We start from the raw sequence: 22,325 nt of genomic DNA, 5'->3' as shown, positions 1-22,325 counted from the left end.
GTGTCGGTTATTTTACAGTACATATGTTTGCACAGAGATTTTTGGCGACCAGGTGACAATCCATCATTTTTTATGTGACGAAAGATGTGGGGCTGGGTGGGTAACAACTAAGAAATTGCGATCGCGCAGTGCCGCTCAACCGCGATCGCTTCACCGGTTTTAATTAACTTGTGAAAAAAATAATCTAAATCCTCCTTTTGTAACTCAGGGTTAGTCAAAATCAAGCGAATCATCAGTTGATCTTGATAATGAGCATAATTGACAAAAACTTCACCAGAATAGAATAGACGATTGCGAATTTCTAAATTAAGTTCATTCAAAGTCTCAAGAGATAAATTAGTATTCGGGGGGTTATAACGAAAGCAAATATTAAAAAATTCTGGCTTAATAATTAATTCTAAATTTTCAGTTTGAGCAATAAAATCTACTGCATAGTCAGCTAATTCAAATAGATGATCAACCATTATCTCATAACCTAAACTGCCATGAGATTGCCAAGCTAACCAAAACTTGAGGGAATCTACTTTACGACTACATTGCAAAGACATTTGTACGGGATTATAATCGTCAGTAGCATTTTCCTGATCATGAACATAATCAGTCCCTTGACTAGAGCAAGTCTTACTTAATATGCCTTTATTTTTAATTAAGATAGCCGAACAAACTAAAGGCACTCCCATTAACTTATGGGCATCCCAAGTAAAAGAATCAGCTAACTCACTTCCTTTGAGCAAATACTTGTATTTTTGGCTAAACAAAACAGGCGCACCCCAAGCACCATCTACATGAAGCCAAAGCCCATATTTTTTAGTAATTTCTGCTATAGCTGATAAGGGATCAAATGCCCCTAAAACGCTCGTTCCAGAGGTTGCAGCCACAAAAAAAGGAGTTTGCCCTTGATCGTAACTTTTTTGTATAGTAATTTGTAATTCTTCGGGACTCATGCGTCCGTGATCATCAGACTTCACTTTTATTAAATTATTCATGCCAATACCGACGACATTAGTTGCTTTTAGCCAAGAAAAGTGAGCTTGATCAGAAGTAAAAGCAACCAACTTACTATGTCCTAAACCCTGATATTTAGCTTCTGGAAAGAATTTATGCCTTGCACAGAGCATACTGATTAAATTAGCATTGCTTCCTCCTGTCACCATCAAACCTTCTCCGTCGATGAAACCAATTAAATTGTTGAGAGCTTTAATTAATTCTTGTTCCATCAACAAAGCAATAGGGGCACTTTCAGATAATGTCATGGATGTATTAGATACACTGGTAATCATTTCTGCTAGTAAACCAGATATTTCAAAGCCCCCCCAGAGATGATTCAAAAATTGGCGACTACCAGTACGAATACTATATTGCAAATACTCTTTAATTAAAGGAATCAGTTTTTCTAAAGGAACACCTTGTTGAGGTAAGTTTAGATTAAGTTTGTGTTTGAGTTCATTAATATTATGATAATCAAGAACTTTTTGCTCAGGATTATTATTTTTTTCTAAATAATTGATGATCAGTTCAACTACTAGATGTATAGTTTCTAGATTTTTCATATTTTTAATGATTATTGCTCTTGTTTTGATGTATTATGGACTAATCTAATAAATCCTCAAACAATTATATGATAAATTCAAATCAATTTACTGAAACTAAAACAGAAGAACTTTATGCTCATGTAGATAAACTGTGCAAAGCCTTTTGGGATCAAGAAGGTAGTCTTCACTGGGGATATTTTGAAAATCCCGATTCAGCCGAATTAGGTACACAAGATTTTTTACCAGCTTCTAAACGGTGGAATCAATGTATGCTTGAGCGTAGTGGTATTAATTCTGAGTCTCGGGTACTTGATATCGGCTGTGGGAATGGCAATTCGGCCCTTTGGTTAGCACAGCAAAGAGGATGTGAGGTGGTCGGAATAGATTTGAGTAGCGATCGTCTAGCTAATGCGATCGCATTAGCTCAAGACCATCCTTCATTGCCTCTTTCTTTTCAAAAGTCATCTGCAACTCAACTTCCCTTTCCTGACAACAGTTTTACACATATTTGGAGTCAAGCTACTTTATACCATGTTCATGAGCGTAAACAAGCATTAATGGAAGTCTATAGAGTTCTTCAAATTGGAGGAAAGTTTCTATTTGATGATCTGATTACACCAATACCCATTGAAGCACTAAGCGAAACTGCTTATAAATATGTTTATGATCGGATACTTTTTAAACCTCTATTTAGTGGTGAATCCTATGGTGATTTTCTCAGTGAACTTGGCTTCAAGATATTACAAACTGAGAATTTAGATCGTCATTTATATAAAAGTTATGAATTGCTTTCTAAACTTGCACATCAACATGAAACAGAGGTTAAAGCTTTGTATGATTCTTCTGGACTAAATCCAGAAAAATATATTTCTCCTACCTTTTCTTACCAGAAAGTATGTGAAGCAATAGATAGAAAAGAGTTGGGGTGGTTTTTTTATTTATGTCAAAAGTAGACAGGGCAAACGCATCTAAAATATACGTGAGTTCGACGGAGGGGAATAGACTCTCGGTTGAACTTGAATATATAGCCGGCAAGGATTAGAGACGTTTGAAGCATAATGTTGCCGAAGTTAATTGGAAGCATAAGCAAGCCATTCCAGCAATATTATGCTTCCACCGACAGTTTAAAAATACGTTCAGATTACTTTCGCCAACAGTATCTTCGCTAGGTTTAGCCCGAATAGTTGATTAGTAGCATTGTTCAAGGACCGCGATCGCTAAAAAATCTTAACATAACGTTCTTCAATCCAAGGGTTTCCTCGTTTGTGATAGTGATTTTGTTCCCAGAACCCCAATTCTTCATGGTCAAGAAACTCTATCCCATTAACCCATTTAGCACTTTTCCAAGCATAAAGATGGGGAACGACTAAACGCATAGGATAACCATGTTTTAATGGTAATGGTTTTCCAAATAGCTTATCAGCAAAGAAATTATTTTTATGTAAAAAATCTTCTAAAGTAAGCTGAGTAGTATAATTACCATAACAATGTATTAAAACATCTGTTACATCTGAGTCAAGTTTGACTAAAAACATAAAATCAGATATTTTAACCCCTGACCATTTAACATCAAGTTTTGACCATTTGCTAACACAATGGAAATCTTCAGTAAATTCATGATGGGGGAGATTCATAAAGTCTGACCAATTCAATTTAGTCTTTTTTACCTTACCCCAAATATTTAATTCCCAATTATCAATATTAATGGAAGGAGTTCCACCATAAGTCAACACTGGAAAATTTTTAACTAGGTGTTGACCTGGGGGTATTCTGTCTTTTTGGTTTAAGATAATAGTGGAAGTTTCTTCTTCTTCATCAAGAGTATTTGGATCAGCAAGATCAGGATCGGCACCATATTTCAGAAGTAGCTCAATTATGTCTTCTCGCTCATGAGTTTTTGCCCATGTAAGAGCAGTTTTATTCATGTGTCCAATGAAATTAACATCTGCTTTATATTGAAGCAATAGTTCAACTATTGAAATTGACCTTTTTGCTTTCACTGACCAAATTAAAGGAGAATTAGGCAAATTGTTAGCTATATTAGGATCGGATCCATTTTCTAACAGCATTTTAATTATTTCTTGACTGTTATTTTTTACTGCTACATTAAGTGCGGTATTCCCTAGCATACCTCTTGAGTTAATAAAATCTGGGTTTTTTTGAATGATTTTCTCAAGATATATTAATGGTTTATTCTGTTTTATTGCTTTAATTAAAATCGAGTCTTCAACTTTGGCAAAATAATTGTAACCTTTGTGGATCATAAATATAAAAATCAGGATTTTCAAAAAGGTTTATCTGAAATTGAGACAATATTTGCTATCGTTTCATAAAATAATTTTACCTCATTATCTCTTTATTGTTAACCGCTTCTAAAAATCTACTCAAATTTCCCAACAAAAAATTTCTCAAACAAATACAGAGGAGCGCTCACTAAACCCAAACCATTGATAATCATGGCTTTCACTGCTACTCCTGCACTAATAATTTCTTGAGGATGGTTCCCTAGACCTCTTGCAAAAATGTTTTGTGGTATTATGGAATGTTGTCCTTTTTTTGAATTTTCCCGAATAACTGTCAGATTAGGCGATCGCTGTCTCATGGTGGCGATCGCCTAATCCCCAAAATTTAAGTAAGTTTTAAAACAAGAATCGTTGTATAATTATTAAAGACAATTAGGAGTGATTCCATGAGTAACTTAGATGATTTACTTGATTACCGTATCGCTGTAGAAGAAACCCAGCAGAAATACGGTCTAACTAACAAGAAGCGTTTTGTCAAGATTTCTGAACGTGAAGATAGAAGCGATCTTCCTATGTCAATGTGTGAAATCCTTTGGGAAAAGACCTTTTTACAGACTTGGAACGATGTTTTTATTGATAAAGGGATGTTTGAACTATCTCTTTTTCCGATGCTAGTCAAAGAACTCCAACCCCAAACAATTATTGAATTAGGCGCATTAAGTGGAGGCAGTGCCATCTGGTTTGCCGATCTTTTGGAAGCATTCAAGATAAAAGGTGCTGTTTATTCTGTTGATGTTGATCTGTCCCTACTCGACGATAAAGCAAAAGCAGACTCTCGGATTAATTGGATTGAGGGAGATTGTAACAATATTAGTGCCGTCTTAACCCCTGAGCTACTGAGTACCCTCCCCCATCCTTGGCTAGTTTTAGAAGATTGCCATGTGAATACGGTAGGAATTTGTGAATATTTTCATAATAATGGCTTACAAAGTGGAGACTATTTGATTGTTGAAGACACTAATAAAAATGTTCCGCAATACTGGATGACTCGTTGGAAAGACACTCCAGAACTCGATCTCATTGAGCGGAAGATTGATGAGTTGAGGGATTGGTTGAAAGCTCGTGAGGATCAATATCTCGTGGACACTTATTATCTTGATATGTATGGCTATAACGTTTCTAAGAATTGGAATTCAGTATTTAAAAGAATTTAAACATTATTTCTATCTATCTTTTGGAAAATCATTAATATGACTAGCAATTTTGTTTCCGTTAAAGGCAAACGTTTTCACCATATTTGGTTACGAGATAACTGTTCTTGTCCGCAGTGTCGTGAGCCTTATTCTTTTCAAAAAATTTTTGACATTAGTGAACAGCAAGAAACGCCTACCCCTTTATCGGTGAATATTAACGATCAAGAACTGGAAATTATCTGGAAAGAAGAGCATCCTCACCAAAGTAGATACAGTATTCCTTGGTTGTTAAGTCATGCTTATGATCATGGTTCTGAATCGGATCGTAGTCCTGCACAGGAAAAGATCGCCAAGCGTAATCAAGAGCAAGTACTTTGGAATTTTGACTGGTTGAAATCCCATTCGTTGAAGCAATATGACTTTCAAACCGCTCCACAGGAGAATTGGATTGATCAAGTTTATTCCTACGGATTTACTATATTGCGTAATGTTGAAAATCTAGCTGATTTGATTCGCACCATTGGTCCTATTCGTTCCACTGAAATCGGTGATTTCTATGAAGTGGGGATAGAACCACCAGAATATGGGTTGTCTCAAACAAGCAATGCTCTTCTTCCCCATAATGATTATGAAATATTCACACATACTGCTAATCTACTGCATTTTTTGCATTGTATTAAGAATGAAGTTTCTGGTGGAGAATCAATTTTAGTAGATGGCTTCCGTGTTGCAGAAGATTTTCGGGAAGATCATCCTCAGTACTTCCAAACACTGGTAGAAATACCAGCTCAGTTTGAAAAATTATTTTCAGAATCTCGTTGGTACAATCGTCGCACCCAGTCTATTTTTGAACTGGATTCGAGAGGAGAAATTATTGGCATTTGTTTTAATAATTCTCATAATTGGACATGGGATATTCCGTTTGATCGGATGGAGTATTACTATCAGGCTTACTGCGAATGGTTTCGATACCTTAAGAAACCTGATTACCAATATAAATTTCGCCTCACCCCAGGAGATTGCATCATAGCCCAGAATAATCGTATTTTTCATGGACGGGAAGCATTTGATCACAATTCAGGTGCTAGACATCTTAAGACTGCCTTTACGGAATGGGATTATCTCGTCGGCAGAAAGAACTATATGGCGTTCAAGCACTTTTTTTTAGAGGAAAATGTTGCGACTGGCTCAATTAATCAAAACAATAAAATTTAAAACTATGGGAGTTATTGCATGAGTAGCCAAAATGATTTACTCGATTACCGTATAGCTATAAAAGAAACGCAGCGACAGTACGGTTCAACTAACAAAAAGCGTTTTGTCAAGATTTCTGAACGTGAAGATCGAAGCGATCTTCCCATGTTCATGTGGGAACTTCTCTTGGAAAAGACTTTTTTGCAAACGTGGAAAGATATTTTGATTAGCAAAGGGGTATTTGAACTCTCTGCTTACCCTATGCTGGTGAAAGAACTCAAACCCCAAACTATTATTGAATTAGGAGCATTAGATGGGGGAAGTGCTGTTTGGTTTGCTGATCTCTTAGAATCCTTTAAGATTAAAGGTACTGTCTATTCTGTTGATGTTGATCTTTCCCTACTTGATGACAAGGCAAAAGCAGACTCTCGGATTAAATTTATCGAGGGGGACTCTAATAATATTAGTGCAATCTTTAGTTCTGATTTACTTAAGAACCTTCCCCATCCCTGGTTAGTGATAGAAGATTGTCATGTAAATACGGTGGGAATTTTGCAATATTTTCACAACAATGGTTTACAAAATGGAGACTATTGGATTGTTGAAGATACCAATAAAATGGTTCCTAAATATTGGGAAAATCGTTGGCAAGACAGTTCAGAACTTGAACAGGTTGATCGTAAACTCGATCTCATTCGGGATTGGTTAAAAGATCATGAAGATGAATATCTCGTAGATACCTACTATCTTGATCTGTATGGCTATAACGTTTCTAAGAACTGGAATTCGGTATTGAAAAGGGTTTAACTATTATTTTTGGATTTTTTCTATTTTTACAATCAACACAAAACAATTGCACATTCTAACATAACAGAAAAAATATGATCTATCAGCCACACTTTTTATATCGTATCAAATTAGTCCTTATCTACCTACTTGTGAAACTTAAGTTTCTGCATCCACTTTTACCTAAAAACTTTAGAAGTGAACTCCCTATAGGTTGCACGGATAAGATGTTTTGGATGGCTTTTAAATCTGGTGGGAAAAAAGTCTATTTCAACTATTACTGCAAATTGGATGATCCAGATTCCTATAAGCCCAAAGTCTCTGTTGATCCTCGATATCAAATGACAGAGGATGAAATTCAAAGCTTCTATGACAATGGCTACCTTGGTCCATTTGATCTAATTCCTCCCACAGAAATAGAAGAGCTTAGAGAGCATATAATTAAGTTAGGTGATACTGAATCTAAGATATTTTCTTATGCTAATGGTGACTATCAATTTACTGATTTTATTAAAGGTGATGGTAAGTTTAAATCGCCTGAATCTATCAGTGAGAAAGAAAAATATTATACTTATGTTCTAAACTCGTATGAGCGTCATCTTGAAGACTCAGTGCTACTGGATTTATACACCCGTCCGGCAATTATCGAACGTTGCGCTCAACTACTTGGTGCAGATTTAGGAATATGGCATAGTAATTTCTTTCCTGTTGCTCCCCATAGCAAAGGAGCTTCCTTTCATCAAGCTAGCAGATGGTATAATTTTGATATGAAAGAACCAGTCTTAAAACCTGCCAAAGACGGAGAATTATATCAAGTGACAGTCTGGATTGCCTTGATGGATATACCCGAAGAGCAATCTTGTTTATTAGTAATTCCGGGTTCTCATAAAGATGTTTATCCCATGAACATTAGCACAGGAGGAGGCGAAGAAGGAAGAGCTTATGGAATCTACGATGCCAAAATTGACTATCCCACTGACAAGCAAAATACAAAAACTCTTCCTGCTAAAGCGGGACAATTTTTTCTGTTGTGCGAACGGATGATTCACGGTTCTACAGACAACGTGACTGATAATTGGCGAACGGCTGTGGGTTGTCGTGTTATTAAGGCAGATACCCAAGTTTTTACCAAAACTATGCTAGAAAATGGCATGGATATGCGGGTTTATGGGGTGAAAAACATTAAACTAGACCGATGGAAACCGATTTTGGTAAGAGGAAAAAATATTTTGGGCTACCAAGAAGTATCTTCGGAAACCTAATTAGCTAAATAGCCATAATGGGTAAGTTTTAGTCGGTTGACAATTAGGGACAAAGGGATAATTGAGACATAATTACTGTGTTTCCCCCCTTGATTATAAGTCGTTTAGTATGGGATGGTGATATTTTAAAGTTTAGAGTACCTCCAATTTAGGTCTGTATCCCAACGGAGTAAAGAGGAAGCCTCAGTAGATCACAAAGTCAGTTTGAAACAAGCGATCGCCCACAAGATAAATAAGTATTTATGCTTATGCTTAACTGGGATGCACCCAATTATAATTTTATCTATTTTAAATTAAGCGAAGAGGGATAATAATATTGTTATCCAAAAGGAGCGATGGCTTCTTTTGGTGATTTTTCCGGAATTTGACCCAAAAAACGGCATATTTTTCGGGATTTTGAGCAAATAAATCACGGTTTTGCTGATTTTTAAACCACCATGTCCTGTCACCTCATTGATAACTATATGTTTTGTCGCCTTTAACCGCTTTACCTTCGGTAAAGTAAGCCACTGTATCTGTTCCTTTAATTGCTACTCCCCTGTGTTGATAAAAAACGCTCTTGTCATTAACATTTGATTGACTAACTAAAATGGCATTATTGTCTTGAGTATTAGCTTGACTTGTGTGAGTTAATGTTGTGCTTATACCCAATGCTAGTACTGCCAAAGTTGTGATTAAATATGTATTTTTCATCATAGCAATATCAGTTATTTGATTTTTTTTGATTACCTACCCTTTAATGATGAATGTTTTTGATGAAATTAGCCTGAATATTTCCTGAGAAGTTGATAAAATTTTGGTTATATAACTCTCGGGTAGATAAGTGACAAATGCCTGTCTTGCTTGTCACAAAAGAGTCAGAGTCAAGAGAAGGTTAGAATAAATTTATCTTAATTTATATGTGAAAGATTAGCGGTGGGAGAGCACTTACGTTGATACTAAAATTGCTCTTCTCATATCTTGCACTCCTAAAAAAGTACTAAATAGGCCAACAGGCGAAAATCAATTTTTAAGTGGTTAGGATCAATTCTTTTACTTCAAAACTTCAAAACTTCTTTCACTTCAAAACTTCAAGACTTCAAGACTTCTTACTTTAAGACTTCTTACTTCAAAACTCATTACTTCAAAACTCATTACTCATTATTCATCCACAAGTAACTTTTGATAAAGATGCAAGATCTGAGTCTTGACCTAGAAGCACTCGTAAAATCTTCGTAGTGGTTTACTTGAGTAATTAAATGTCATTCATTGACTTAGAAATTTTTAGCAGTATGATTGAGATGGTTAAATTCAAATCTTTGAGAAAAATCAGTTATTCCATAAACATTAAAACTAACTGTTGGTTCCTCTCCCATCGCTTCCACACTATGAATTGCTTTTGGTAAAAACCCGATTATCTCCCCGGGTTCTAAAGTATATTCTCCTACTTTTTGAATACGATGAGGATATTCTTGGCTAGGATTGGGTCGCCAAAAGTAGTTTTTTTCTTGACCATCAATTAAAGCAACAATTCCCCAGGTGCCATGATTATGAATAGGTGAAATTTTGCCTGGTAACCAACAAACCATTTGTACTGTTAATAAAAAATCTTGTTCTTGATATAAAAAGCGAACTGACCAGCCAGGATTTTTTGGAGGATAATCAAATTCTAATTGTAGCCAGTAGGAACTAGTTAAGAGTTTTCTCACTAAAGGCATAATTTTAATGAGACGTTGATAATCATCATCAACTATGCTGATTATATCCTCTATTTCCGTAAGAAAACGATAAAGACGATAAGGTTTTTCTAGACTAGAAATCTCTAAATTTTCTAAATTTAAAGCCTGACATTTCCCTTGCTCATTAACTATCCAATTTTGATTCTCTAGAGAGTATTTAGACATATTTATCAGATCAATTTTAAGTTAACTATAAGTAATCACTTCTAATATAATTTGGTGCGTTACGCGCTTCGCACGCTTCACACCCTACGGATTGCTTTTAATAATTTACAGCACCAACAGTATCATAGTAGCTATTTTGTAGTAGTAGTAGGGTGCGGATTAGCTGTCGTTATCTTTGGAAAATCACCATAAGATAAAGGATTGCCGTAACGCACCAACAGGGATTTAGTGCCCTCAGATTTTTATTAACTTGTATTAATGAAGAAAAGTAATAACTTCTAATATAATTTGGTGCGCTGACGGGGTGATAACAAGTTTAAACATCAGGGTTTTCTTGTCAACCGATGGGTTTGGTGCGTTACGCGCTTCGCGCGCTAACACACCCTACGGATTGCTACGGATTGCTTTTAGTAATTTATAGACCCAACAGTATCATAGTGAACTACGTTGTTAGTATCTAGAATATCTGGCCAATAACCATTAGCTTTAGCGATTTTACCAGGAACATCTGCGAGCCACTCTTCTTGTGCCTCCATGCTATAGTTTAGATAAAGTTTACCATCAACAATTTTCCAGGCTTGAGGAATACTAGAAGCTAACACATTGTCACTGAGGGCTTTAGCACAATAACCACCATATTGGGGAGCATAGGCTTCAGGATTATTTTTAAATTCGGCTAAATTTTCAGCACTAGAAAAGCGCCATTTGGCACCATTCCAACTATACTCATATTCTGCTGATCCTTCTACTGGTTTGCCTTCGGTAAAGTACGCAACTGAATCATATCCTCGAATTGCTAATTTATCTCCTGCTTGAGGATCTGTGTAAATAACGGGAATTTTACTGCTATTAGTAGTTAGATTAGCCCCAGCACAAGGATTAGCCCCAGCACAAGGATTAGCCCCAGCACAAGGATTAGCTCCCGCACAAGGATTAGCCCCAGCACAAGGATTAGCTCCCGCACAAGGATTAGCTCCAGCACAAGGATTAGCCCCAGCACAAGGGTTAACTTGCCCTGCGGCGCAAGGATTAGCGTTTACACGAGTAAAAGAGTTAGGAAGAGAAGTAGCTCCTACAGTAAGAACAGAACAAATAGTAATGATAGATAACAATTTCAATTTCATCGCTTAAATTAACCTTAAAGTTTGGTGTATCTATAATCTAATCTAGATGACTTGTCTGAGATTAAAATAAGCGAAAAATAAGAATAAGCTGAGAAGATCCATCGGTGATTTTTAGGGAGAATCAGCTACTTTTTTAGCTAACTCTCCTGGATTCATCTGTTCATAACATTCAAAAGGTTGATGTATCCAAGGATTATCAGGAAGATAGTCTACATAATAATCTGGTCTAAAAGAACTATGATTTTTGTACCAAATTACAGCGCTACGAATATCTTCTATTTCTTGATTATGACGATCTTCGAGCCACTCGATACTTTTTTGTAAACTAGTTCCAGAATCAACTAAATCATCAACTAGTAAAATCTTGTTACCTAGTTTTTCTTCTATCATTACTAAATTTTGAGAAAAAACTATATCACCTCTAACTCGGTTACCATCTCCCGCATAAGATTGAGCGTAGAGAATCGCCAAAGGCTTATCAAATAGGCGACAAAAAATATCTCCAATTCTCAAACCTCCTTTAGCAATGCAAACAATTTGATTAAAATCCCACCCAGATTCATAGACTTTAATCGCTAATTGTTCTATTTTTTTGTGGTAATCGGACCAAGAAATATATAATTCTGACATAATTGACTTAGATTTAAATAGTGTTTAACTACAGCTAGTTTGCTCCTGGAGAAAAAAAGAAAAGCGCTAGTACAAAAAACAAAGATTAATAGCCATCATATCATTTGAGTATATAAATAGTGAATAACTTAACAGAGAAACTACAGTTTACCACAAAACTAGCCTATGGATCTGGAGATTTTGGGCCGGCAATCACCGCGAATATTTTAGTTTTTTTCCTATTATACTTTTTTACAAATGTGGCAGGGCTACCTGCTGGTATAGCTGGCACCATCTTGGCTGTTGGTAAAATTGTTGATGCTATTAATGATCCTATTGTAGGAATATGGAGCGATCGCACTCGTTCGAGTTGGGGTAGACGTTTACCTTGGATGTTTTGGGGAGCGCTACCTTTTGGACTGTTCTTTTTTCTCCAGTGGTTAGTACCCAACTTTAGTGATAATCTCACCGTTAATACCAGGTTTTTATTCTTTTACTATGTGTTGATTGGTATCTTATTTAATATCTCTTACACCATGGTTAATTTGCCCTATACCGCCTTAACTCCCGAATTAACCCAAGATTATGATGAACGTACCAGTCTCAATAGTTTTCGTATGGGTTTTTCCCTGGGGGGAAGTATTTTGTCTTTGTTGTTATCAGGTTTAATTTTTCAACTTTACCCTGGTTCAGAACAAGAACAATATGCCATATTGGGTTTATTTTGTAGTTTAATTTCCATAGTAGCAATTTATTGGTGTGTCTTTCGAGTTCCTGAAAGAGGTAGTCAGCCAATTTTATCTGCAACCCGGAAAAAATTAGTAGGTAGATTGTTGATAGTAGGTGGAGGTTTAGGAATAGTCTATGGTTTGCTCAAAATATTGCTAACAGGAACAATTGGGATTATACCGATGATGACTTCCTTTATGGGTTTGCAATTGATTTTGTTTGGTGTAACTCTATTATTCGCCAAAATAGAACCACATTTAACTGTTGATAACAACCAAAGCAATATAGACAGTCAACCCGAACCTTCATCTATCTTAAGGCAAATTAAAACAGCTTTTAGTAATCGTCCGTTTTTATATGTAATTGGTATTTATTTAGCTTCTTGGTTAGGAGTACAATTAACTGCTTCCATTTTGATTTACTTTGTGGTGAGTTGGATGGGTTTACCTGCCACTAGTTTTCCTTCTGTGGCTTTGGCTGTACAGGGTACAGCTTTAGTTATGTTATTTATTTGGAAACTAATGAGCGATCGCTTCGGCAAAAAAACCGTTTACTTTCTCGGTACTAGTCTTTGGATTTTGGCCCAATTTGGCTTATTTTTCCTACAACCTGGGCAAATTTTTTGGTTATACTTCTTAGCAGTTATCGCCGGGTGTGGAGTTTCGGTGGCCTATTTGATTCCCTGGTCTATGTTACCTGATGTTATTGAACTGGATGAGTTAGTAACGGGAGAACGTCGCGAGGGGATATTTTACAGTTTTATGGTACTCATTCAAAAAATTGGTCTAGCCTTAGCTTTATTTTTAGTAGGAATTGCCCTTGATTTAGCTGGTTTTCTGGAAAATGTGCCGGGGGAAGATATTCCTGTACAACCAGAAAGTGCTTTACTGGCCATTAGAATTGCTATTGGACCTTTACCGACGGTTTTTTTGATTTTCGGCCTAATTATTGCTTATTTTTACCCAATTACTTCTGATTACCATGCACAGATTCGCCTACAGTTAGAGGAGAAAAAACGAGGAGAATCGCAATAGCTAGGAAATGCTAACCTAGAATCAGTGTAATAGCAAGACTCAAAGAGAATCTCTAAGATAATTAATCTATGACTACAACTGTTTCCTCACCTAATCGGGTAAATTTTCCCACAATTAAACGTCTAGAAAACGGCTTAACCATCATAGCAGAACAGATGCCAGTAGAGGCAGTTAGTCTGAATATTTGGTTAAAAGTTGGCTCTGCTAATGAGTCCGATAGAATCAACGGGATGGCTCATTTTTTGGAACACATGATTTTCAAAGGCACTCCTAATTTAAAAAGTGGAGAATTTGAGCGACTCATCGAAGCTAGAGGGGCGAAAACTAATGCAGCTACCAGCCAAGAATACACACAATACTATATTACCACCGCTCCCCAAGATTTTCGAGAGCTTGCCTCTTTACAGCTAGAAGTTGTTTTTAATGCCGCTATTCCCTCAGCAGAATTTGAACGAGAGAGATTAGTAGTTTTAGAAGAAATTCGCCGTTCTGAAGATAACCCGACTCGTCGTAGTTTTGCTAAAGCGATGGAAACCTGTTTTACTAAGCTACCCTATCGCCGTCCTATTTTAGGGCCATTTGAGGTGATTTCGGGGTTAATTCCTGAGCAAATGCAGCAGTTTCACCATTACTGGTATCAACCAGAGTCGATGACAGTGGCGGTAGTAGGAAATCTCCCTGTTGAAGAGTTGATTGAGGTGGTAACCGAAGGAATAGAAAAAACTTACGTCCCAAGAAAACAACTAACAACAACCGAATCTATTCCAGATTGGTTAGTAGAAAAACCTTTCACAGATATTGTCAGAAATGAATATGTAGATACTAAACTGCAACAAGCTAGATTGATAATGATGTGGCGCGTACCTGGTATGAATGAACTAGCTAGTACTTATCCTTTAGATATTTTAGCAGCTATCCTAGGACAGGGAAGATTAGCGCGACTATTTCGAGATTTACGGGAAGAACGGGGTTTAGTATCACAGATTAGTGCAGGCAATATTACGCAAAAAATACAAGGAGTATTTTATATAAGTGCCCGCTTACCCGCAGAAAATATCGAGTTAGTAGAAGAGGCGATTAAAGAACATTTAACTAGTTTAAATACTGAATTAGTTACTGATGCAGAAGTTAGTCGCATTCGTACCCAAGTAGCTAATAGGTTTATTTTTGGTAACGAAAGACCGAGCGATCGCGCTTCTTTGTATGGTTATTATCAGTCAGTTTTAGGTTCTCTTGACCCTGCTTTTGACTATGTAGATTCAATTCAAAAAATTACTCCCCTAGAATTGCAACAGGCAGCTCAAACCTATCTTAACCCTGAAGCTTATGGTATCGTGGTGATTAAACCTGAATAATTATTGATTTATGTGGAAGCAAATTAGTCAACAAATCAGCCAAGTTACTGGTAAACCCTTCACCATACAGCAAAAGCGTTCTGTGGGTGGAGGATGTATCAACCAAAGTTATCAGTTAATTGGAGATAATCAGAGTTATTTTGTCAAAGTCAACAACGCCAATAGCTTAGAGATGTTTCTCTCGGAAGCCAATGGCTTAAAACAAATACTGGAGACTCATAGTATTTGCGCACCTCGTCCTATTTGCTGGGGTAGTGTTGATAATCATAGTTATTTGGTTTTAGAATGGTTAGAATTTGCCCGAGGTGGTAATAATCAAGCCTGGTTCAAGATGGGGCAACAATTGGCTCAAATGCACTCTTACCAGGGGGCTTCTGAGTTTGGCTGGCAAGAAAATAATACTATTGGTTCAACTCCTCAGATTAATACTTGGATGAATAACTGGGCTGACTTTTTTGCTGAACACCGTATTGGTTACCAAATTAAACTAGCTAGGCGTAAAGGAGGTAGTTTTCCTAGTCCTGAACTAGTTATTCCCAAAGTTAAGGAATTTTTGCAAGACAGAAATCCTCTCCCTTCTTTAGTACATGGGGATCTTTGGTCAGGAAATGCTGCAATTACGGTAGAGGGAAATCCAGTCATTTTAGATCCTGCTAGTTATTATGCAGATCATGAAGTAGACTTAGCTATGACTGAGTTATTTGGTGGATTTCCCGCTGCTTTCTATGAAGGTTATAATCAGGTATGGCCTTTAGAAGCAGGCTATCAGCAGCGCAAAACCCTCTATAACCTTTACCATATTCTCAATCACTTTAATCTTTTTGGTGGTGGTTATGGCAGTCAGGCCAGCAGAATGTTGCAGCAAATCCTTATTTAATTTCCTCGTTGAATTTTTTAGCGGAAACGCTTTTTCCGACGGGCAACTGCTTTGCGTTTGCGCTTTTCAATGGGTGTTTCGTAGTGACGACGGCGTTTGATGTCCGCAAAGATACCAGCTTTGGATACTTGGCGTTTAAAACGTCTTAATGCAGATTCTATATTTTCATTTTGTCCTACGATCACTTGGGTCATAAATTATCCTCCTATGAATGGTTTTACAATTTATTGATTTCACTACAAAAGTACTGGAGTAACGTCTTTTTCCCCAGTCTTTAATAAAGCAATTTATTTTATTTATTCTATACTATCATATTTATCTTTTTTTAAGTGTATCGACTAGTTTCTAATAACTTCCTTAATTTTGAGTAAGCATTTTTGCTTCATTAATCCACTGCTGTATCAAATTTGGAGGGGGAATTAAGTCTTGTCGCTGGGTAGTTGCTACTTGTAGACGCAGTATCTGTGGACTGAGACGATGAATCGGAGTTCGAGATAACTGCTCTACAGAAACAACTCCTGTATGCAATAATAAGCCACAATAGGTACAGGCAACACTAGGAAGACGAGCTAAATCAGCCAAGGCGCTCCATTTTTGGAGATAGCGTATATTTAGCTTTAACTTGGCGGCAAGCATTTTTTTAGCTTCAAAAGTAGGATATGCTAGGAGTAAATCTTCCGTTGTGCTAATACCTTGGTTTTTCAGTAATTTAACTTCTGTTTTATTTAACCCAGGAAGTTGCTCAATTGGCCAGTAACAAGATTGCATCAAAAAATAATTTATACTATGCAGCTAGAATTACTAAACAGTTTATCAGATAAAACCAATTATAATCTATGAATACTTTACTGAAGAATAATTTAGGAGAAACTAGCATCTGTCCAGTTAACTCTCATAACGAATGGGATCCTTTAGAGGAGGTAATTGTAGGTCGTTTAGAAGGAGGAATTATTCCACCATATCATGTCACAGTGACTTATAATATACCTCCGACTACGGCTAAATTATATAGATTATTTGCAGGAAGACGTTACCCAGGATTTTTAGTCAAAAAAGCCCAAAGAGAATTAGATCAATTTATCAAAATACTCACAGATTTAAACATCAAGGTAAAACGTCCTGAAATTATCTCAGGAGAGCGCCTGTTTAAGACTCCAGAGTGGAAGTCAAAAGGATTTTGTACAGCTTGTCCTCGGGATGGTTTTTTAGTGGTTGGAGACGAAATAATTGAAACGCCGATGGCTTGGCGATCGCGTTATTTTGAACCCTCAGCCTATCGTCCTTTGTTTAAGAGTTACTTTCACCAAGGGGCCAAATGGACAGCCGCACCGAAACCCCAACTCTTAGATGACCTTTACGACTATCAGTTTAAACCATCCCAAAAGGGAGAACCGATTCGCTACGTTATCAATGAATTTGAACCAGTTTTTGATGCTGCTGATTTTGTACGCTGCGGTCATGATTTGTTTGTTACCAAAAGTAATGTAACAAATTACGCAGGAATTAAATGGTTAAGGAGACATTTAGGGGAAAAATACCGCATTCACGAGATTGAGAGTAGTTGTCCAACACCAATGCACATAGACTCTACTTTTATGCCTCTAGCGCCGGGTAAACTGCTAATTAATCCTGAATATATCGATGTAGATAGATTACCCAATCTCTTTAAATCCTGGGATATTCTCATACCACCAGAACCAGATCCTATTCAAGGTATCCCTTCGATGTGTAGTAAGTGGATTAGTTTAAATGTACTAATGGTAAATGAAAAACAAGTTATTGTAGAATCAGGACAAAAATCTTTGATCAAAGCCTTCAAAGATTGGGGTTTTGAACCAATTCCCTGTCCCTTCATTAATTTTGCTCCTTTTGGTGGGTCTTTTCATTGCGCTACTCTAGATATTCGTAGACGCGGAAATTTACAATCTTATTTTAATAATTAGTTAATGAAATTAGGAAGCGAAGCACATAAACAACTATTCTGCGAGAGTTTTATCGATAGTTATCTAGACTATCAACCGGAGACTCTACCTTGGCCTGAGTTAGATGAAATTTCTCTGGCTAAATTACGCCAAATCCCCTTTTGGTCACAAGCCTTGATGACGGAAAAATCAGCAGGAGTAATGGTAAGTAAATTTGCTCAAACAATTAAAGATCCCCTGTTACAAAAGGCGATTTCCCTGCAAGGATATGAAGAAACTCGCCACGGTAAACTGATTGAGTTTCTAATTAAACGCTATGAAATTAATATCCCAGAACCTGAATTAATTCAACCATCTTCTCACATTCAAGCAGAATTTATTGACTTTGGTTACGAAGAGTGTTTAGATACTTTTTTTGCCTTCGGAATGTTTGGTATTGCCCGCCAAGCCAATTATCTCCCTGAAGCTATTTTTAACATTTTTGACCCTCTTTTGGATGAAGAAGCTAGACACATAGTTTTTTTTGTTAATTGGATTACTTATTTACAAATTCAACAGGGAAGAGGCTTAAATGTGTTCAGGGGATTTCATTCTTTTTGGCATTATAGTAAGGCGATTTGGAAACTAGCGGCGGTTTTTGGCAGTTCTAATAATAGTGATGAAAAAGCTTTTACAGCCACCGGGGCTAGTAATTTTATGGACGATTTAACCCCAGAGTTATTTTTTTCTACTTGTTTAACAGAAAATAGTAAAAGAATGAGTAGGTTTAGTTCAGAACTTTTACAACCAAATTTAATGGCTAATTTTTCTGCTCTTTGTCTAAGTTTTTTGAAGTTAATTCCCTCAAAAGTGAATGCTTAATTTTTGTTTATTAATTACTCTCGTTTTAACTCAAGTATTGGGAGACATTTGGTTAAGTAGAGGTATGAAGTTATTTGGAGAAATAAATACTCTCGATATTAATAAGTTAATCATCTATTTATTTACTAATTTTTGGATTATCTTAGGAGTATTTACTCTAACTCTTTCTATGGTAATTTACTTAGTCAGTGTTTCTCGTCTAGATTTGAGTTATGTTTTGCCTATTCATGCTTCTAGTTATGTTCTCAATGCTTTATTAGCTTGGCTTATTTTGGGGGAAAATGTAACTGTATCCCGTTGGGTAGCGGCTATTTTAATTAGTTTAGGAGTTTTCTTAGTTAGTTTGAGCATTCATCAATCTCAAAAAGTACCTAAACAATCCTCGGATTCTGTAATTATGTTTTTTCTTCCCCTAGGTATATCTATATCTAGAGTTTTTTTAGGAAGTATTTGTCTAGCTTTGGCTGACTCTGTTGGTGATGTCTTAACGGCTAAAGGCATTAAACAAATAGGTGAATTTCCCTCTCATTCTCTTAAACAAATTTTTACTTGGTTGGTTGCATTGTTGACTAATCCTCTGATGGTAGTAGGAATTGCTGGTTATACTGGGGCATTCTTAATTTTTTTGTGTTTGCTAAGTTGGGCAGATATTAGCTTAGTTCGCCCTGCCACAGCAATTGGTTATATATTTAGTTTACTAGGGGCGCGTTTTTTTCTCCATGAGCGAATTAGTCGTCTGAGACTAGGGGGTATAATTCCCATTGGTTTGGGAATTATACTAGTTAATTAATTAATTATATTTGGTGCTTTTAACTTTTTTTTAGCAAGATACTGTTGATTTTCCTCGGATGCTAAATAATATTCTGAAGCTGGTTTGATTTGAGTAACAATCTTGTTGACAAAAATTTTAAGATTTACTAACCTTTGTTTAGAGTATTCTGCTTTAATTTTTTGTTCCTGGTCATGATAAAATATCACCGAACGATACTGTTCTCCCTTGTCTGCACCTTGTCGATTGAGTTGAGTTGGGTCATGGATTGACCAGAAGATTTCTAACAAATCATCGTAACTCACCTGCTCTGGATTATATTCTATTTGAGCGACTTCTGCATGACCAGTAATGCGAGAAAGTACGTCTAGGTAGCTAGGATGAGGAAAATGACCACCCATATAACCCACTGAGGTGCGAGTAACGCCCTTGACTAGACGAAAAGCTGCTTCAGTTTTCCAAAAACATCCGGCCCCAAAAGTTGCTATAGACATGTTTATTATATATTTCTTTAAAAAGAAGAATAAAAACAATATATTGAGACGGTTTAAGTATAACCTATTAGCTGTAGCGATCGCTTCTTGATACTAAATTCGGTCTTCAGTAATACATTATTTTTGAATTCCCCCTTTTGCAGACTTTTTTATAACTACTAAATTGTACCATTGACTCTGGCATTAACTATGTTGTATGATCTTTAGTCAAAGAACTAATTCTTTTGGTTACTCTGAATACTGAATAAGCTAATAATTTATGCTCTAAGATAAAAATCATAGCCAAAGATATCAAATCGACTCTATCTACTTTTGATATTTTAAAATTTCCCTATTTTAATTATTAATATTGTTATTTGTTGTTTTTTAAAATTGTAACTCTGACTATAACTATACGTAAGTATTTATAGGGATTTTTTAAAAAAAAAGTGTTTTCACCGATAATATTCAGTTTAACTTTAGAGAAAATAAACAGTAGGATCTAAGTTGGTTTGAATATTAAAAAATATTACCAAATCAACATTTTTAAATTATATAAAACTTATTATGCACAGAGTGAATCAAAAAAATCACTTCTAGCATTTCGAGAAAAAAAGTAAAAATTGTAGAAAAAAGGAAACTTAATTATGTCTATTCCAGTAACAGACTCAAATTCTCAACAGAGAACATACATGACAGGTATAAAGGTTACAAACCTTGTGTCTAATGTTGAGGCTTTAGATAGTCAATCAAATGGTTTAATTAGACTCGAAGAATTTCGCAGTGATCCTAGATTTGCTCATATTGATGGTAGTGGTCAAATAGGAGTAGTTTTAGACACTGGTATTAATTTAGATCATCCTGCTTTTGGACCAGACTCTAACGGTGATGGCATTTCAGATCGCATCATATATTCCTACGACTTTGGCGATAGAGATTCCAATGCAAGTGATTTCAGGGGTCATGGAAGTAACGTCTCCAGTATTGTGGCTGGTTATGATCCTCAAAATAATTATTCTGGTATAGCTCCAGGCGCTGATATTGTTCATCTTAAAGTTTTTAGCGATAGTGGAACTGGAACTTTTGGGATGATTGAAGATGCACTACGGTGGGTTATTGATCACTCAGACAAAAATCCTTTTGCTACAGGAGAAACTTATAATTTCACTGCTATTAATATGTCGTTGAGTGATAATCAAAACTGGACGACAGAGACTAAAAAATATGGTCTAGATGACGAACTAAACTACTTAGCAAATTTTTTGGAGACTATACCAGTTTCTGCTGCGGGAAATTACTATAAAATTAGAGGAGAAATAGAAGGAGTAGGATATCCGGCAGCGGATCCCAATTCATTAGCTGTTAGCTCAGTATTTGATAGTAATATAGGTCAGCTAAATGGAGAATTCGCTACATCTTTCACATCAGATGCAGATCGAATTGTCGCTTATAGTCAAAGAGACAAAACTAACAACCTGACTACAGCGATGGCCCCAGGAGCAATTATTACAGGGGCGGCTCATAACAGCAATGGTTACAACGCTTACCATGGAACTAGTCAAGCAGCTCCTCATGTTACTGGAGCAATCTTATTAGCTCAACAATTAGCGGAAGAAACATTGGGTCGCCGTCTTACTAGAACCGAAATAGAAAATCTGCTAGACAGTTCTGGGGTTAGTATAAATGATGGTGACGACGAAGATGATAATGTATTCAATACCGGGGCAGACTTTAAGCGTATAGATATCGTGAGCCTTGGTGAAGCTATTTTGAATATGTCAGGGGTGCAAGATCCTCTTCCAACTATAACTATTAATACACCTTTGGTAATTGGAGAGGCACAAGGAAATAGAACTATTGCTGTTACCCTAAGTCAAGCTTATAGCCAAAATGTTACAGTAGATTATGTGAGCGCAAGTGGCACAGCAACTGAAGCTGTAGATTACAATCCTGTAGTTGGGACTCTTCAATTCACTCCTGGACAAACAACACAAAATATCACTTTATCTGCCATTGACGACCTATTAGACGAAGTAGACGAAACTTTTACTATTTCCCTATCTAACCCCAATAATGGGGTAATTGGTACTCCTAACACGGCTACGGTAACAATTACCGATGATGATACAGCACCAGTGGTGAATTTTACACAAGTAAATGAGACGATTGCCGAAGGGGGACAAAAAGATATCACGGTAACTCTCAGTGAAGCTAGTGGAAAGAATGTTAGCGTTGATTATAGTTTGATTGCGGGGACTGCCACAGAAAGTGTAGATTATACTCCAGCTAGTGGGACGATAGACTTTGCACCGGGTCAAACTACTGCTCAGATTTCTCTAACCACACTACAAGATTTTCTAGACGAAGTTGACGAAGATTTCCAAGTTGTGCTGTCTAATGCAGTTAACGCGACTCTAGATACATCTAACACGGCTACGGTAACAATTACCGATGATGATACAGCACCAGTGGTGAATTT

At 36.5% G+C, this 22,325-nt stretch carries 21 protein-coding genes and 2 pseudogenes; 12 read left to right on the top strand and 11 right to left on the bottom strand.

The window, feature by feature from the left end; all coding sequences use genetic code 11:
• Positions 1-107 precede the first annotated feature (107 nt).
• Positions 108-1,550: a pyridoxal phosphate-dependent decarboxylase family protein gene (locus MW688_RS00725; RefSeq protein ID WP_486733987.1), complete on the bottom strand. Its 1,443-nt coding sequence runs from the start codon at positions 1,548-1,550 to the stop codon at positions 108-110.
• Between the two features lie 68 nt (positions 1,551-1,618).
• Here MW688_RS00725 and MW688_RS00720 point away from each other — a divergent pair, with 68 nt between their 5' ends.
• A complete protein-coding gene (locus MW688_RS00720) occupies positions 1,619-2,485 on the top strand; it encodes a class I SAM-dependent methyltransferase (protein WP_486733986.1) in 867 nt (288 codons plus the stop codon).
• Between the two features lie 264 nt (positions 2,486-2,749).
• Here the strand turns inward: MW688_RS00720 and MW688_RS00715 are convergent, their stop codons facing one another.
• The 3 genes and pseudogenes from MW688_RS00715 to MW688_RS00705 all read right to left on the bottom strand — a co-directional run.
• Positions 2,750-3,325, bottom strand: a complete 576-nt coding sequence (locus MW688_RS00715) for a sulfite oxidase-like oxidoreductase (RefSeq protein WP_486733998.1) — start codon at positions 3,323-3,325, stop codon at positions 2,750-2,752.
• Between the two features lie 48 nt (positions 3,326-3,373).
• A pseudogene (locus MW688_RS00710) lies at positions 3,374-3,796 on the bottom strand (ankyrin repeat domain-containing protein); the annotation flags it as partial.
• 125 nt (positions 3,797-3,921) lie between these two features.
• Positions 3,922-4,134 (bottom strand): annotated as a pseudogene (locus MW688_RS00705) (DUF4277 domain-containing protein); the annotation flags it as partial.
• A gap of 87 nt (positions 4,135-4,221) precedes the next feature.
• Between MW688_RS00705 and MW688_RS00700 the strand changes: the two are divergent.
• From MW688_RS00700 to MW688_RS00685, 4 genes are all read left to right on the top strand, one after another.
• Positions 4,222-4,989, top strand: a complete 768-nt coding sequence (locus tag MW688_RS00700; protein WP_486733985.1) for a CmcI family methyltransferase — start codon at positions 4,222-4,224, stop codon at positions 4,987-4,989.
• 36 nt (positions 4,990-5,025) lie between these two features.
• A complete protein-coding gene (locus MW688_RS00695) occupies positions 5,026-6,183 on the top strand; it encodes a TauD/TfdA family dioxygenase (protein ID WP_486733984.1) in 1,158 nt (385 codons plus the stop codon).
• 18 nt (positions 6,184-6,201) lie between these two features.
• The gene (locus MW688_RS00690; protein ID WP_486733983.1) at positions 6,202-6,969 is read left to right on the top strand and encodes a CmcI family methyltransferase; all 768 of its coding nucleotides are present in this window, start codon (positions 6,202-6,204) and stop codon (positions 6,967-6,969) included.
• 320 nt (positions 6,970-7,289) lie between these two features.
• Complete coding sequence (locus MW688_RS00685; protein WP_486733982.1) at positions 7,290-8,210, top strand: phytanoyl-CoA dioxygenase family protein; 921 nt, start codon at positions 7,290-7,292, stop codon at positions 8,208-8,210.
• Between the two features lie 450 nt (positions 8,211-8,660).
• Here MW688_RS00685 and MW688_RS00680 read toward each other — a convergent pair whose 3' ends face one another.
• From MW688_RS00680 to MW688_RS00665, 4 genes are all read right to left on the bottom strand, one after another.
• Entirely contained in the window at positions 8,661-8,906 is a 246-nt protein-coding gene (locus MW688_RS00680; protein ID WP_486733981.1) for a hypothetical protein, read from the bottom strand.
• 557 nt (positions 8,907-9,463) lie between these two features.
• Complete coding sequence (locus tag MW688_RS00675) at positions 9,464-10,093, bottom strand: cysteine dioxygenase family protein (RefSeq protein WP_486733980.1); 630 nt, start codon at positions 10,091-10,093, stop codon at positions 9,464-9,466.
• 407 nt (positions 10,094-10,500) lie between these two features.
• On the bottom strand, positions 10,501-11,217 hold the full coding sequence (locus MW688_RS00670) for a YHS domain-containing (seleno)protein (protein ID WP_486733979.1): 717 nt from the start codon (positions 11,215-11,217) through the stop codon (positions 10,501-10,503).
• A gap of 111 nt (positions 11,218-11,328) precedes the next feature.
• Positions 11,329-11,847, bottom strand: a complete 519-nt coding sequence (locus tag MW688_RS00665) for a phosphoribosyltransferase (RefSeq protein WP_486733978.1) — start codon at positions 11,845-11,847, stop codon at positions 11,329-11,331.
• A gap of 116 nt (positions 11,848-11,963) precedes the next feature.
• Between MW688_RS00665 and MW688_RS00660 the strand changes: the two genes are divergently transcribed.
• From MW688_RS00660 to MW688_RS00650, 3 genes are all read left to right on the top strand, one after another.
• Positions 11,964-13,589, top strand: a complete 1,626-nt coding sequence (locus MW688_RS00660) for an MFS transporter (RefSeq protein ID WP_486733997.1) — start codon at positions 11,964-11,966, stop codon at positions 13,587-13,589.
• A gap of 68 nt (positions 13,590-13,657) precedes the next feature.
• A complete protein-coding gene (locus MW688_RS00655; RefSeq protein WP_486733977.1) occupies positions 13,658-14,944 on the top strand; it encodes a M16 family metallopeptidase in 1,287 nt (428 codons plus the stop codon).
• A 10-nt stretch (positions 14,945-14,954) separates the two neighbouring features.
• Positions 14,955-15,821: a fructosamine kinase family protein gene (locus MW688_RS00650; protein ID WP_486733976.1), complete on the top strand. Its 867-nt coding sequence runs from the start codon at positions 14,955-14,957 to the stop codon at positions 15,819-15,821.
• Between the two features lie 17 nt (positions 15,822-15,838).
• On the opposite strand, the gene rpsU is transcribed toward MW688_RS00650, so the two are convergent.
• The gene (rpsU, locus tag MW688_RS00645; protein WP_486733975.1) at positions 15,839-16,015 is read right to left on the bottom strand and encodes a 30S ribosomal protein S21; all 177 of its coding nucleotides are present in this window, start codon (positions 16,013-16,015) and stop codon (positions 15,839-15,841) included.
• A gap of 163 nt (positions 16,016-16,178) precedes the next feature.
• Entirely contained in the window at positions 16,179-16,589 is a 411-nt protein-coding gene (locus MW688_RS00640) for a DUF4332 domain-containing protein (protein ID WP_486733974.1), read from the bottom strand.
• Between the two features lie 68 nt (positions 16,590-16,657).
• On the opposite strand from MW688_RS00640, the gene MW688_RS00635 reads away from it, so the two are divergent.
• From MW688_RS00635 to MW688_RS00625, 3 genes are read left to right on the top strand one after another with little or no spacing between them, the layout of a single operon-like run.
• Complete coding sequence (locus MW688_RS00635; RefSeq protein ID WP_486733973.1) at positions 16,658-17,764, top strand: amidinotransferase; 1,107 nt, start codon at positions 16,658-16,660, stop codon at positions 17,762-17,764.
• 3 nt (positions 17,765-17,767) lie between these two features.
• A complete protein-coding gene (locus MW688_RS00630; protein WP_486733972.1) occupies positions 17,768-18,604 on the top strand; it encodes a ferritin-like domain-containing protein in 837 nt (278 codons plus the stop codon).
• Positions 18,597-19,394, top strand: a complete 798-nt coding sequence (locus tag MW688_RS00625) for an EamA family transporter (protein WP_486733971.1) — start codon at positions 18,597-18,599, stop codon at positions 19,392-19,394. The genes MW688_RS00630 and MW688_RS00625 overlap by 8 nt, the downstream gene beginning before the upstream one ends.
• Here the strand turns inward: MW688_RS00625 and msrA are convergent.
• Positions 19,391-19,867, bottom strand: a complete 477-nt coding sequence (msrA, locus tag MW688_RS00620; RefSeq protein ID WP_486733970.1) for a peptide-methionine (S)-S-oxide reductase MsrA — start codon at positions 19,865-19,867, stop codon at positions 19,391-19,393. The genes MW688_RS00625 and msrA overlap by 4 nt on opposite strands.
• A 626-nt stretch (positions 19,868-20,493) precedes the next feature.
• Here msrA and MW688_RS00615 point away from each other — a divergent pair.
• Positions 20,494-22,325, top strand: a 1,832-nt coding sequence (locus MW688_RS00615; protein ID WP_486733969.1) for a S8 family peptidase, incomplete at its 3' end; no start/stop codon positions are given.

The organism is Johannesbaptistia floridana, from assembly GCF_057440575.1.
Note: the sequence above shows the minus strand (reverse complement) of the source record. Positions and strands in the feature narration are given on the sequence as shown.

Excerpts from the sequence above, each read along its gene's own strand:
- MW688_RS00725 (WP_486733987.1), bottom strand. The coding sequence starts at position 1,550 with ATGAAAAATCTAGAAACTATACATCTAGTAGTTGAACTGATCATCAAT.
- MW688_RS00720 (WP_486733986.1), top strand. The coding sequence starts at position 1,619 with ATGATAAATTCAAATCAATTTACTGAAACTAAAACAGAAGAACTTTAT.
- MW688_RS00700 (WP_486733985.1), top strand. The coding sequence starts at position 4,222 with ATGAGTAACTTAGATGATTTACTTGATTACCGTATCGCTGTAGAAGAA.
- MW688_RS00695 (WP_486733984.1), top strand. The coding sequence starts at position 5,026 with ATGACTAGCAATTTTGTTTCCGTTAAAGGCAAACGTTTTCACCATATT.
- MW688_RS00690 (WP_486733983.1), top strand. The coding sequence starts at position 6,202 with ATGAGTAGCCAAAATGATTTACTCGATTACCGTATAGCTATAAAAGAA.
- MW688_RS00685 (WP_486733982.1), top strand. The coding sequence starts at position 7,290 with ATGACAGAGGATGAAATTCAAAGCTTCTATGACAATGGCTACCTTGGT.
- MW688_RS00680 (WP_486733981.1), bottom strand. The coding sequence starts at position 8,906 with ATGATGAAAAATACATATTTAATCACAACTTTGGCAGTACTAGCATTG.
- MW688_RS00675 (WP_486733980.1), bottom strand. The coding sequence starts at position 10,093 with ATGTCTAAATACTCTCTAGAGAATCAAAATTGGATAGTTAATGAGCAA.
- MW688_RS00670 (WP_486733979.1), bottom strand. The coding sequence starts at position 11,217 with ATGAAATTGAAATTGTTATCTATCATTACTATTTGTTCTGTTCTTACT.
- MW688_RS00665 (WP_486733978.1), bottom strand. The coding sequence starts at position 11,847 with ATGTCAGAATTATATATTTCTTGGTCCGATTACCACAAAAAAATAGAA.
- MW688_RS00655 (WP_486733977.1), top strand. The coding sequence starts at position 13,658 with ATGACTACAACTGTTTCCTCACCTAATCGGGTAAATTTTCCCACAATT.
- MW688_RS00650 (WP_486733976.1), top strand. The coding sequence starts at position 14,955 with ATGTGGAAGCAAATTAGTCAACAAATCAGCCAAGTTACTGGTAAACCC.
- rpsU (WP_486733975.1), bottom strand. The coding sequence starts at position 16,015 with ATGACCCAAGTGATCGTAGGACAAAATGAAAATATAGAATCTGCATTA.
- MW688_RS00640 (WP_486733974.1), bottom strand. The coding sequence starts at position 16,589 with ATGCAATCTTGTTACTGGCCAATTGAGCAACTTCCTGGGTTAAATAAA.
- MW688_RS00635 (WP_486733973.1), top strand. The coding sequence starts at position 16,658 with ATGAATACTTTACTGAAGAATAATTTAGGAGAAACTAGCATCTGTCCA.
- MW688_RS00630 (WP_486733972.1), top strand. The coding sequence starts at position 17,768 with ATGAAATTAGGAAGCGAAGCACATAAACAACTATTCTGCGAGAGTTTT.
- MW688_RS00625 (WP_486733971.1), top strand. The coding sequence starts at position 18,597 with ATGCTTAATTTTTGTTTATTAATTACTCTCGTTTTAACTCAAGTATTG.
- msrA (WP_486733970.1), bottom strand. The coding sequence starts at position 19,867 with ATGTCTATAGCAACTTTTGGGGCCGGATGTTTTTGGAAAACTGAAGCA.